Annotated in this window: 9 protein-coding genes and 2 pseudogenes; 5 read left to right on the forward strand and 6 right to left on the reverse strand. The window is 68.5% G+C overall.

The genetic code is table 11. The features are described from left to right. Positions 1-83 precede the first annotated feature (83 nt). A complete protein-coding gene (locus M2157_RS03275; protein ID WP_280864344.1) occupies positions 84-1,055 on the forward strand; it encodes a WYL domain-containing protein in 972 nt (323 codons plus the stop codon). Positions 1,056-1,621: 566 nt separating this feature from the next. On the opposite strand, the gene M2157_RS03280 is transcribed toward M2157_RS03275, so the two are convergent. The 3 genes and pseudogenes from M2157_RS03280 to M2157_RS03290 all read right to left on the reverse strand — a co-directional run bounded on the left by M2157_RS03280 (position 1,622) and on the right by M2157_RS03290 (position 3,544). Beyond that, entirely contained in the window at positions 1,622-2,266 is a 645-nt protein-coding gene (locus M2157_RS03280) for an NAD(P)-binding domain-containing protein (protein WP_280864345.1), read from the reverse strand. A gap of 47 nt (positions 2,267-2,313) precedes the next feature. After that, a pseudogene (locus tag M2157_RS03285) lies at positions 2,314-2,751 on the reverse strand (inositol monophosphatase family protein); the annotation flags it as partial. Between the two features lie 424 nt (positions 2,752-3,175). Next, positions 3,176-3,544: a VOC family protein gene (locus tag M2157_RS03290; protein WP_280860255.1), complete on the reverse strand. Its 369-nt coding sequence runs from the start codon at positions 3,542-3,544 to the stop codon at positions 3,176-3,178. Positions 3,545-3,607: 63 nt separating this feature from the next. On the opposite strand from M2157_RS03290, the gene M2157_RS03295 reads away from it, so the two are divergent. Further along, positions 3,608-4,066 (forward strand): MarR family transcriptional regulator, encoded by a 459-nt coding sequence (locus tag M2157_RS03295; RefSeq protein WP_280860256.1) that lies wholly within the window; start codon positions 3,608-3,610, stop codon positions 4,064-4,066. Positions 4,067-4,408: 342 nt separating this feature from the next. On the opposite strand, the gene M2157_RS03300 is transcribed toward M2157_RS03295, so the two are convergent. After that, positions 4,409-5,284 carry a nuclease gene (locus M2157_RS03300; RefSeq protein WP_280864346.1) on the reverse strand — a complete coding sequence of 292 codons (876 nt, stop codon included), beginning with the start codon at positions 5,282-5,284 and terminating at the stop codon, positions 4,409-4,411. 329 nt (positions 5,285-5,613) lie between these two features. Here M2157_RS03300 and M2157_RS03305 point away from each other — a divergent pair. Continuing rightward, positions 5,614-5,721, forward strand: a pseudogene (locus M2157_RS03305) (IS5/IS1182 family transposase); the annotation flags it as partial. Positions 5,722-5,968: 247 nt separating this feature from the next. Here the strand turns inward: M2157_RS03305 and M2157_RS03310 are convergent. Beyond that, positions 5,969-6,703 (reverse strand): translation initiation factor IF-2, encoded by a 735-nt coding sequence (locus tag M2157_RS03310; protein ID WP_280864347.1) that lies wholly within the window; start codon positions 6,701-6,703, stop codon positions 5,969-5,971. 846 nt (positions 6,704-7,549) lie between these two features. Here M2157_RS03310 and M2157_RS03315 point away from each other — a divergent pair. Next, entirely contained in the window at positions 7,550-8,926 is a 1,377-nt protein-coding gene (locus tag M2157_RS03315) for a chloride channel protein (RefSeq protein WP_280860260.1), read from the forward strand. 50 nt (positions 8,927-8,976) lie between these two features. Here M2157_RS03315 and M2157_RS03320 read toward each other — a convergent pair whose 3' ends face one another. Further along, positions 8,977-10,269, reverse strand: a complete 1,293-nt coding sequence (locus M2157_RS03320; protein ID WP_280864348.1) for a DUF2254 domain-containing protein — start codon at positions 10,267-10,269, stop codon at positions 8,977-8,979. A gap of 289 nt (positions 10,270-10,558) precedes the next feature. Between M2157_RS03320 and M2157_RS03325 the strand changes: the two genes are divergently transcribed. Beyond that, positions 10,559-12,406 carry a glycoside hydrolase family 15 protein gene (locus M2157_RS03325; RefSeq protein ID WP_280864349.1) on the forward strand — a complete coding sequence of 616 codons (1,848 nt, stop codon included), beginning with the start codon at positions 10,559-10,561 and terminating at the stop codon, positions 12,404-12,406. Positions 12,407-12,419: the final 13 nt, after the last annotated feature.

The raw sequence follows: 12,419 nt of genomic DNA on the forward strand, positions 1-12,419 counted from the left end.
TAGCCGCCGGCTTCGACGTCGTGCTGATGAGCCTCGCAAAGAAACACGACATCCTTAGTCATGTATGTCGATAGAGTTCTCGTATGCGCGCCGACCGGTTGGTATCGCTGGTGCTGCTGCTGCGTCAGCGCGGTCGGCTGACCGCGAACACGCTGGCCCGGGAGCTGGAGGTATCCACCCGCACCGTGCTGCGCGACATCGAGGCACTGTCCGCGGCCGGCGTGCCCGTCTACGCCGAACGCGGTCGGCACGGCGGTTTTGCGTTGTCGCCCGGCTTCCGGACCGAACTCACCGGTCTGAACCACGACGAGGCGCTCGCCCTGCTGACCGCCGGATCCGGGCGCGGCGAGCAGGTGTTCGGCCTCGGCTCGGCGCTCGCTTCGGCCATGCGGAAGGTCGTCGACGCGCTGCCCGAAAGCCACCGGGCCACCGCGAGCGACGCGGCCCAGCGATTTCTCGTCGACCCGGAGACCGACCTGCTCTCACGCCGGCTGGTCACCGAGGAGGTGCCCGACACCACAATGATCGAGGTCAGGCGCGCGGTGCTCGCCGGGCACAAGTTGCGCATCCATTACGCTGCCACCGGCCAGACACCACAGTGGCGCACGGTGGATCCGATCGGCCTGGTCACCGTGCGAGACCGGGTCTACTTGCTGGCCACGAGATCCGGCGCGGACCGCACCTACCGGCTGTCGCGGGTGTTGGCCGCCGAGGAACTCGACGAATCGGCACAGCGACCCAACCGGGTCGATCTGGACCGGATCTGGCAGGAGCGCTCCGCGCGGTTTCTCTCCGGCGACCACATCACTGTGCGGGTACGCGTGAACCCGGCGCGGCGAGAGGACCTGCTGGACGCTGCGGTGGCCGTCCGCGCAGAAGAACCCGACGCAGACAGCTGGCTGCGGCTGGAGGTGACCTTCCAGGATTTACGACACGCCGAATGGGCGCTCTGGCAGCTCAGCACGGACGCGGAAGCCCTGGCCCCGCAGTCGTTGCGCACCGCCCTGCGCAACCGCGCCGCCGCGATTGCCACCCGCTACGCAGACTCGTCCTGAGCCCGGTGCTCCTCCCCCGCTGGCTGGTTTCCACGCGGCTCCCCGTCAAAACCCAGCTCGACGGCCGCAGCACCGACTACCCGGCCTCACCAACTTCGCACTCCGCCTGCTTCGGCCCTCGATGCAGTGACCACCGGCCTCACTCTGCGATGGAGCTCCGGCGGCCCAAAAGGCACCGTGAACCGCATCAAGAGACAAAAGACAGCCCCACGGTCGCGCCGGATTCGAACTCTCCGCAAGATGTTCCTGCTTCAGTACGCCGCGTACGGGCCTGTCGGGCTGGGGCGTGTCTTCTGTCGCTGCCATGATGCATACGATGCCAGCACTGCTCACGAGGGTGCCCGGAAATATGAACCCCGGCAGATTGCCCTGTGCCCCTGGCCCTGGGGCTGGGGCTGGCCCAGAACTCGTGCCGTTGCCCGGGTAATCCGAAAGCGCTCCCAAAGATCCTCGCCAGAGCCGAGTTCGGGGATCAACCGCAGCCCAGCGGGCGTTGTCCCCGCAGGCACCCAGCCGCCTCGCACGAGCCCGCTACCTGGTTTTGGTCTGATCCCGGTCTTGGTGGGTCAGCGGGCGAGGGAGACCGCGAAGGGCTTGAAGCCGTGTCGGCGCAGAACGTGCGGTACGACCAGGATCATGGCCTCGGTGGCGCGGGCCGTGGTGATGTCGCCGAGGTCCTCGATCCGTTCGGGCTGCCAGCCCAGGTCGCCGAGCAGGCCGGTGACGGTCTTCTTCGCGTGTTCGTCGTCGCCCGAGAGGTAGGCGGTCGGTGGGGTGGCCAGGGTTTCCGGAGCGGTCATGACCGTGAAAAGCATGGTGTTGAGGGTCTTGACCACATGGGTGTCGGGGAGCGCTGCCTGGAGCTTCTCGGCGAGGCTGCTGCCGGGATAGCACAGGTCGCCGGGCAGGCCGTCACTGTCGTCGCGGGTGGCGTTGGAGACGTCGATGAGGATCTTGCCGGCGAGGTCGGTGCGCAGGTCGGTGAGGCGGTCCAGGGAGCTGTCGCCGGGCGTCGCGTTGATCACGATGTCCGCGGTGCGGGCGGTGGTGCGCTGGTCGGCGAGGGCGATCCGCGGGGCGGGACCGGCGGTGCGGGCGGCGGTGTCTTCGGGGTTCCGGACACCGAGGGTGACATGGTGTCCGGCTGCGGAGAGCTTGCCGGCGAGGTGGGTGCCGACGCGGCCGGCGCCCAGGATGCCGATGCTGGTCATGCGGTGATGCTCCTTGCGGTTTCGGGGTGAGGAGGAGGGACTTCCGGTCAGGCGATGGGCGAGAGGACCTTGAGGGCGGCGCTGTGGAGGCCGGGGGCGGCGGCCAGGAAGTCGCGGCTGCCGGTGTTCCAGGGGTCGCCCGTCAGGTCGGTGACGGTGCCTCCGGCCTCGGAGACCAACAGGGCGCCGGCGACCAGTCCGGAGCGGACGTCGGAGAACTGCCAGAACGCGTCCATGCGTCCGGCGGCGACATGGATGAGCTGCATCGTGGCGGGAACGGACACCCGCACGACCAGCCCGTTGATGAGCATCGCGGTGACGGAGCCACCGATCCGCCGGAAGGTGCGCTCGTCCTCGCCGGGCTTGGCCTGGCCGGTGCCGATGAGCGCCGCGCCCAGGTCGGTCTTGGCGGACACCTTCAGGGGCCGGTCGTTGAGGCGGGCCCCGCCGCCGGCGACCGCGGTGTAGGTGTCGCCGGTCAGCGGCCATCTTGATCCTGTTGACGTGTCCTTCGACGACGCCTGAGCTCCATGGCAGGGCCAGGCCGGCGAGGACCGCGTCGAGGTGCCGGTCTCCAGGACGGCGTCATTGACGGCGCGCCAGGAAACCCCGGGCCCGGCGGGCGACCCCGGCGAGCGACATCCGGTCGATGACGACACTCTGCCGGATCGTAGCCCGCCAACCGAGCGGGACGTGCGCCAGTCCGGCGCAGCACGCTGTCCCGCGGCACCACCAGGCAGCCCCAGGCATGGCACCGGTCATCAGGGTCGACCACTCGACAGAGCAACACGGCTCGACAGAGCAACATGGCGTGGCAGGGACGCAGCCTGTTGGCCGACCCCTTCCAAGTGGCGTCCCGCACGAGCCCAGGGCGCCACCGCTGATGATCGTCCGGTGGCGTTTGGCCGATCAGGCGCGGTCGTGGAGCGTGACCTGGTAGCCGTCGGGGTCGGCGAAGGTGAAGGTCCGACCGAAGGGGCCGTCGATCGGTGCGGAGATGATGGTGTGACCGTCGGCGACGAGAGCATCGTGGATGGCCTGGACGTCCGTGGCGTGGAGCCAGATCGCGACACCGATGCCAGGCTGAGCGACGGATGCGAGATCGGTGCCGGGAATGACAGTGCGCAGCGCGAACGCGATCGGCTTCGTCTCGAAGACGACGGCGTGCGGAGGTCCGGCCGGCGAGCGGACGAGGCCCAGGTACTGCTCGTAGAACGCCTGCGAAGCGTCGAGGTCGCGTACCTGGAACGAAATGAAGTCGGGGCCGGTGGCGGGCATGATGACGCTCCTTCTTGTCGTGTCAGTTTCCTGACACGCATGAACCTATGTCAGAATGCTGACATGAGTCAAGAAGGTGTGGGCGTCGACCTGGAGACGTCACTGGGCTACCTGCTCAAAGAAGCGTCGAGCGCCCTCCGCGCGGCCATGGAGGAAGTGCTGCGGCCGCTCGGGATGAGCGTGACGCACTACTCCTGCCTCGAGCTGCTGGCGCAACGACCGGGCTTGTCGAACTCCGAGCTCGCGCGGGGCGCGTTCGTGACGCGGCAGACGATGAACGTGCTGCTCCAGACCCTGGAACGAGACGGCTACGTGACCAGGCCTGCGGAGGCGCCCGTCGGGAAGGTGCTTCCCACGCGGCTCACGCCTCGCGGCCGACGAAGCCTCGAGAAGGCGAGCGCAGCCGTCCGGTCCGTCGAGGCCAGAATGCTGGCCGGCCTGACCGAGACCGAGCAGTCAGAGGCGTTCCGGAACCTGCAGAGCATGATCCATTCCCTGCGCGGTGACAACCAGGGCGCATAACTCGTTCCGCGGCGCACGTCTCGTCGCGCTCGGACAGGAGTGCAGCTGATCCTGAAATCCGTGTCAGCGACCTCGAAAACCACTGAACTCCCGCTCCGGCCGGACCCGTTGCCGGGACCGTCGTCGCCATCGGGCTGCCGACGACAACTGGCGGATTGCGCACCCAGCCCACGACCCGGGATCCCGTCCATTGCCACCGCACTGAGGGCCGCCGAGGGCTGGGGACGATGACCGGCAGACCGAGGCGAGCCGCTTGTCCATCTCCAGCCGGGGCGTTCCGGATGTCTCCTTCCCGCCGGTGCACGGGCTCGCCCGGTCTGCGGGATCACTCGGCCCGCGGGCTCAGTTGTCGAAGACGATGTCTTCGATGTCGTGGGTCCAGCGGACCTTGCTGTCGTTGACCTCGATGATGAGGTCAAGGCCGGTGCTGGTGTGCCCGGTGGAAAGGATGGTGAACGTGTCGGCCTTGCGACGCAGGAACACCACGAAACCGCCGAGGTCGGGGTCTCCGTCGTTCAGCAGCACGTACTCGCCGAGCCGCCGGTAGAACTTGGGCAGGATGACGTCCTTGCTGACCTCCGGAGGGCCCACGACCACCGTGGGCTTCTGAGTCTTGTCGAGCGGCCACAGACCCTCGCCGTCGGCCTGGGCCTTGTGCACGGTCGCGGTCATGTCGTTGCGCAGGTCGGGGAAGAGGGACCGGTAGAAGGTCGGGTAGACGAAGCCCTTGGCGAGCAGCTTGTGGTTGACGGTCTCGTGCAGCATGGCCGGCGTGAAGAAGACGTTGCCGTCCGCATCGGCGTCGGGTCCTGCTCCGGGCCCGGTGAAGGCGACGCAGCGGCCGAGCCGGTCACCGCCGCGGGTCAGGACGTATCCGCGGACGGCGGCGGGGTTGGTGGGGGCCTTGACCTTCCCGCTCGGAGTGCGCTGTACGGGGTCGAACCCGAGGAGGCGCAGCAGTTCGGCGGCCGCCCCTTCGGCCTGCGCTTTGGGCTGGTGCAGCACGCCCCCGCCGACGAAGGGGGGATCGAAGTGCGTCTCCAGGGCGTCGATGCCCTCCAGGCGCAGATTGGCTCCGCCGGGGCCGCGGATCTGAATGGGAACCGGGCCGGGGATCGTGTCCCACACCGCCGGGTCGTCCGGGTAGAACCGGACCGTGTCCCCGTCGGGGCTCGTCCCCACGATCCGGAATTCGCCTTGGATGCGGGTGTACGGCATGAGGGGGCCTCCTCACGGACGCCTGGTAGCGGCCGGAAATGCGCGGACGGACGCCGCACGGCCACTTCTCACTATGCGTTCGCGGCGCCCCGGGGTCCTGTTGGCGGTTCAACGTCTGCGAAGGGAGACGTTGAACCGCCGCCGGGCGCTCACGGGGTTCTCACCGCCCTCAGCACTCCGCGGCCAGCAGGCCGTCCAGGCTGTAGAGATCCCGGAGCGGCCAGAGCGGCCAGTCGCCGCTGTGGTTGAGCACGATGCCGCGCCGACGACGGCGTACGGGGCCCTCAGTACGCCCCGTACGTCACCGAGCTGGGCCGCCGCCTCGCTGGGGACGGTTGGGGACCCTGTCCCCAGGCCAGAAGGCGGTGAACCGGTCCCACGCAAAAATCCGGGCCCTCGTCGAGCAGGCCATCGCCACCCTCAAGTCTGACCAGCTCAGAGTGAGGATGGAAAAGGCTCAGTGTCACGCTGCCGCATCCGACGTACACGAAGTTGAGCTGAACTGGAGCGCAAACGCTCCGGTCTTCGAGATCGCCGCAGAGCGCCGCGTGTTGGTGCTGTCCCCAGCCAGTACGGACCGATTTGTCCAACCCGGCGCACTTCGCGGCGATCGGTGCCGCGTCACCCCTGCTGTCGATCCTGGGGGCACGCCGGTCCCTGGCTCAAGCGAGCCTGGCACCCCGTTCAGTGCGGTGACGGGATCGGGTCCAGGGCGTTGCCGACGGTGCAGCCGCCCTCTCCGGGCATCCGCTGGATCCGGGGCGGCACCCATACCTCGGTGGCGCCGGGGCCCACGCGGGCAAGCAGGCAGTCCTGTGCGTCGAAGCCGTTGCCCTTTACCCACAGGAGAATGCCGACCCGGCCGCCGGCTGCCTTCACCTCGGTACGGATCTCCGGGTGTAAATCCAGGGCGGCGAGCGTACGGCGCACCTCGGCCTCGTCCGCCCGGCCGCCTTCCGGCACCCGGGGAAGTTTCGCGCGGAGCTCCTCGTACGGCAGCCGGGGCGGTTCGGGTGGCGGAGCGAAGGCCATCGGAGGGCCATCCGGGCAGTCCACGTCACGGGGATCCTCACGCCACTCCGACTTGGGCGACACCCGCACCGCGAAACAGCGCCGCACGGCAACCTCCTCGGCGTCGAGCCATCCGCTGTACGCCGAGCCGGACGTGCGAACGACCACGTCGATGCCGTCCCCGTCGTGTGTCGAGGTACCCGTCACCCGCAGTACCTCCACCCCCTCGATGCCGGAGGCGGAGCGCCCGACCTCCTCCGCCGTGCGCGGACGCTGGCCGTATAGCCGCTCGCCCGCCTTCCGGGCCACCTCCCGTGCGGCGTCCGTGGCCTCGTCCTCGGAGGACTGCGCCACCCCGCAGCCGGCGGTGAGCAGCAACAGCGGGGCGAGCAGCAGCAGTCGGCGCATGTGCCCACCCTTGCGGGGGTGCGCGCGGCGTGCAACCGCTCGTATCCCCAGACCCGCGTAGGTGATCGTACTCAGGCGGAGCGGCGATTGTTGGCGCCGTCGACAACGGCATCAAGTGGCGGGCCATGCCTGCAACTTCCCGCTGTGGCACGGTCGCGGTGCTGCCGGGCTCGCCGCGTTCAACTTGTAGTCAGAGCCACTCCAATACGTCTTTCGGCCACCCTTGGAGGGCGACCGCCACTCACACCGTCAGCCACCCGCCTCGGACGGATTCCGTGAGACACCGACGGGCTCACCCCTGCGTCACCGCGGGCACCGGCCTCGTCGGCCGAGCGGTGCTGACCGTCCCCGCCCCGACATGGCTGCGCACGGATGAACGCGGCCTGCGCGTCGCAGTGCCGTGATGCCGAATCGGGCACTGCCCACCATGATCGGTCTTGAGGGCGAGCGCGTGGGCGGGAAACGAGTCCGCGCCGTGTGCTCTGATCGTCGCCTTGTACTGGTCACCACCACCAGACGATCACGGTCAACGTTACGTCCGGGAGAGTCGTGATGTCGCAGGAGACAAGTGCTGCTCCACACCCAGCGGGCCGCGCCGCTCTCGAGGAGCGGACGACCCGGTGGCAGGGGTGCCCGGCGCGGTGGTTCTCGGCCCCGCCATGCACATTGCGAACCGTGGGAGGAGCGGCCTGCCCCACCGGATGCTGGAACTCCCGACGACCCCTTTCGGCCCAGTCAGTCCTCATTCCGGATCCACCAGGAAACTGCGGCGATCACGGCTTGCTGCCTCAGCTCCGGAATCACGGCCCCATCCCGCTGTGACGTGCTCACCACGGAGGTTTCGGCGTGAACTCTGCGAGCCGTCCGGTCGAGCCTGACGTGGAAACGCCCCCAGCTGCCGCCCCGGACCCGCTCTCACTCGTCCGCAGCCGCGGATACGTGGTTCTCCTCCTGATCGCGGCGGTTGTCGGCGTCCCGATCTCGGCGGCGGCCTTCGGTTTTCTCGCACTCGTCAACAAGCTCCAGACGCTCACCTACACAGACCTGCCCCAGGCCCTGGGTTTCCACAGCACGCCCAGCTGGTGGCCGGTGCCGCTGTTGGCCGTGGCCGGGCTCCTTGTCGGACCGATCGTCCGATACCTCCCCGGCAACGGTGGCCACGAGCCGGCCCTCGGGTTCGTGGCCTCGGGCCCGACCCCCACAGTCAATCTGCCCGGCGTGGCGCTCGCCGCGCTGGCCTCGCTCGGCCTCGGGGCGGTCATCGGGCCCGAGGCCCCGCTCATCGCCCTGGGCAGCGGTCTCGCCGTAGCCGCGCTGCGGCTGACGCGGAAGTCGTTCCCGAAGCAGGCGACCGCCGTCGTGGGAGCCTCCGGGAGCTTCGCCTCGATCAGCACCCTGCTCGGCTCACCGCTGCTCGGAGCCTTCCTGCTCATGGAAATGTCCGGCTTGGGTGGAGCGATGCTCGGCGTCGTCCTGCTACCCGGACTGCTCGCTTCCGGCATCGGCGCGCTCATCTTCACCGGCCTGGACTCGTGGACCGGCCTGGGCACCTACTCGCTGACGCTGCCGGACGTCCCCCATGCCGCCGCGCCGGATGCCGCCGAGTTCGGCTGGGCACTCCTGATCGGGGTAGCGGCGGCTCTGCTCGGCGTCGGAATCCGGTGGCTCGCCCTCGGCCTGCTGAAACTGGTCGAACCGCGACGGCTGATGGCCACCGTACTCGCGGGCGTCGTCGTGGGGCTGATCGCCCTGCTCTACGCGGAGTGGACCGGCCACCCGGCATCGGGAGTCCTGTACTCGGGACAGAGCGGCCTCGGTCCCCTTCTCACTGCGAACGCACAGTATTCGGCAGGCGCCCTTGTGGTGCTCGTCGCCTGCAAGGCGGTGGCCTACTGCGTGTCAATGTCAGCTTTCCGTGGTGGCCCGGTGTTCCCCGCCATGTTCGTCGGCGCAGCCGGCGGCATCGCGCTCTCCCACCTGCCCGGACTCGGCGTGACCGCGGGGCTCGCGATGGGCGTGGGTGCAATGTCGGCGGCGATGCTCAAGTTGCCCATGACCTCTTTGTTGCTGGCCACTCTGCTTCTGGGGCGAGATGGGCTCACTGTCATGCCGTTGGTGATCGTGGCGGTCGTGGTCTCCTACGTCCTCACCCTCAGGTTGACCCCACCGCCGACCGCCGCAGCCGCCACCAAGCAGGACACGGCCGGGCCTTCGGGCGGCTGAGCTGCCAGGTGGTGCGGCGGACCGCAGTTCGCGGGCCGCGCTGTGGTGGGCTACCCGTGAGGACGGGACCGGCCCCCGATGCCCTGACTGTCGGCCCACTGTGCGACGGCTCGGCGGTCCGGGTCCGGGAATGCCCGCTCCACCGACTGGAGCAGTAGCTTCAACTCCGTTTTCACCGCTGGATGTTGCACCGCCGGGAGACTTTCGAGGAGGCCGTCGAGCAGGGCGCGCAGGCGTCGGCAGATCTGCGTGGAGGTCGCCCCGTAGTCGCGGATCTCGGAGACGGCGAGTTGCAGGTAGTCCTCCCAGTCGCGTCCGTGCAGGACGAGACGAGGTCGGCCACGGTCGTCGGTCATCACGTAGCGGTCCCGAAGTCGCGCACTGCCGATCACGGTGAGGAACGACTCGATGTGGTTGAGCACCTGAACGGCTGTCGTGGGGTCGTTGACTGCCGGGGAGAGGGCACGGATGGCGATGTCCACGAGGATCCGCAGGGCGAAGGCGGGGTCCTGTTCGATGGTCCGTTCGGCGCCCAGGGCGATGAGACCGGTGACGTGCCGGGGATCGGGCGCGGATGTACCGCCGTGGACCTCGACGAGGACGGCGCCGGGACGGACGTAGTCCCCGATGAGGTGGGGCACGACGAACGTGCAGTCGTAGCTCACGCCGGCGGCCACCAGTCCAGCCAGGTCGAATGCCTGGATGGCCCCGCCGTGGGGAGAGCGGATGGGCGTCACCGGTCCGTGCGCCGTCACGGGTTCACCGCCGTGCGGCGCGGAAGCGCGGACTGCCATGGCTCCGCGGGCGAAGACACCTTCTCCCATGCGCCCGACGAGGTCGGCGATGGCCACCGGCCTGAGGTTGTGCGTGAAGCGATTGAGGTAGACGAGCAGGAGCAGCAGGCTGACGGCCACGGCCGCGCCGGCGAGGGTGACCCCGAAGTCCGGTACCGAGTTCGACTCGATGCTGCGCAGCAGGGAGAAAGCGAAGGCGAATGTCCCGGTGAAGGTGGCAAGGACGGTTTTCTGCAGCCGGTCTCTGTACCAGAGGCGCATATACCGCGGGGACAGTGCTCCGGTCGCCTGCTGGATGACGAGCACACCGATCGTCACGACGAAACCGAGCAGGGCCACCATCGCCCCGACGATGGCACTGAGCACGCCACTCGCGGTGGTCGCGGAGTAACGCCAGCCGCTCGGCGGCCAGTCCACCCCGTCGGCGGCAATGGCCAATTCGGCGAGGACGACTCCCAGTGCCATTCCGAACAGCGGCGCGATCCACAAGCTGGCTTTCACGTATTGTCGCAGCCGGAATACGGAGGCCCAGGACATCATGCTGCGCATGCCCGCACCCTTTCCCTCGCGGCACCGACGCTCCGGGTGCCGACACCGGAACCCCTCACCCGGGAGGGCCTTCGTTGCAGGTACAGCCACGGTAGGGCAATGAACGGACGCGCGCAGAGCACGGCACCACCAGTCCGGCCACTGGACTCGCCCAGCAGGACCGAGGGCACCTTTCTGCGTACGCTGGACGGGTGAACCACGCTCGACATCTGGTGCGGCCGAGTTCCGATAGACATCGCGGTGTCCGTCGGGCCGGTCTGGTTCACCCCTGGGTGAAAGCGGGCTCTTGATGAATGAATCCCCGTTGATCGAAAACCACGGCCTGATCGGTGATCTGCAGACGGCGGCTCTGGTGACCACCGACGGCACCATCGACTGGTTCTGCTGTCCGCGATTCGATTCGCCCAGTGTGTTCGGCGCTCTGCTGGACTGGGAAAAAGGCGGGCACTTCACTGTGCGGCCTGCCGGCACGACGTTCGCGACGAAGCAGTTGTACTTTCCCGATACGGCCATTCTCGTCACCCGCTTCATGACGGAGTCCGGCACGGGCGAAGTGGTCGATTTCATGCCGGTGACCGGATCCGTCGCAACCGACCGCCATCGCCTCGTCCGCATGCTGCGGTGTGTGCGTGGCAGCATGACATTCGAGGGGGACATCGCCCCCCGGTTCAACTACGGCCGCGCGCCGCACGAACTGCGCATCACGGAGCAGGGCGCGGTGTTCGCCTCGGAAGGACTGGAACTGGCGGTGCACGCCGTCCGCGAGCCGGAGGACGAGCGGCTGCTGAACCTGTTGTCGGGAGACAGGGACCTCCACTTCACTCTGCGCCTGCGGGCCGGACAGCAGCGCGGGGTCGTCCTGGAGTCGTCGCCCGACGGGCCGCCCCATGAAATCCGTGTCGCGGAGTTCCAGCAGCTCTACGAGGAGACGATCCGCTTCTGGCGGTCATGGCTCGCCCAGTCCCGTTACTCGGGCCGGTGGCGCGAAGCCGTGGAACGCTCGGCCGTGACGCTGAAGCTCATGACCTATGCGCCGAGCGGGGCCCTGGTCGCGGCCCCCACGGCGGGCCTGCCGGAGCAGCTGGGCGGCGAGCGCAACTGGGACTACCGGTTCACCTGGATCCGGGATGCCTCCTTCTCGGTCTATGCCCTCCTGGGCCTGGGTTTCAAGGAGGAGGCGTCGGCGTTCATCAGCTGGCTGCGCGATCGCGTGCGGGAAGAGGTCCAAGGCGACGCCGACACGGGACCCCTGAACATCATGTACCGGGTCGACGGCTCCTCCGACCTGGTGGAGGAGACTCTGGAGCACTGGGCGGGGTACGAGGGCTCCGCCCCCGTGCGCATCGGCAACGGGGCCGCGAGCCAGATGCAGTTGGACATCTACGGCGAGGCCCTGGACAGCATCTACTTCGCGCACCAGCACGGAATCCAGCTCGACACCAAGGGCTGGACCGCACTGCACACACTCCTCGACTGGCTGGTCGACCACTGGGACCAGCCCGGCGAGGGACTGTGGGAGACCCGCGGAGGCCGCAAGGACTTCACCTACGGCCGGGTGATGTCCTGGGTCGCCTTCGACCGTGCCCTGCGGCTCTCCTCCGCGAGCGGCCGACCGGCAGCCCGTGGACGCTGGACGACCGAACGGGACCGTGTCTACGAACAGGTACTGGCTCAGGGGTGGGATCCGAAGCGCGAGGCGTTCGTGCAGCACTACGGCAGCAATGTCCTGGACTCGTCGCTGCTGCGGATGCCGACGGTGGGCTTCATCACCCCGGACGACCCGATGTGGACGTCCACGCTGGAGGCGATGGACCGCGAACTGGTCAGCGACAGCCTGGTCTACCGCTACGACCCCGAAGCGTCGCCCGACGGACTGCGCGGGTCCGAAGGGACCTTCTCCCTGTGCACCTTCATGTACGTCGATGCCCTGGCACGGGCCGGACGGATCGATCAGGCCAGGCTCGTACTGGAGAAGATGCTCACGTACGCCAATCACCTGGGCCTTTACTCCGAAGAGATCGACCTGACAGGGCGACAGCTCGGGAATTTCCCGCAAGCTTTCACGCACCTCGCGTTCATCGATGCGGCCATCACCCTGGACGCGCATCTGAACCGGGCACGTGAGGGCGGGAGGTAGCCCGAGGGCGGTC

The sequence above is a fragment of the Streptomyces sp. SAI-127 genome, from assembly GCF_029894425.1.
Taxonomy (GTDB): Bacteria; Actinomycetota; Actinomycetes; order Streptomycetales; family Streptomycetaceae; genus Streptomyces.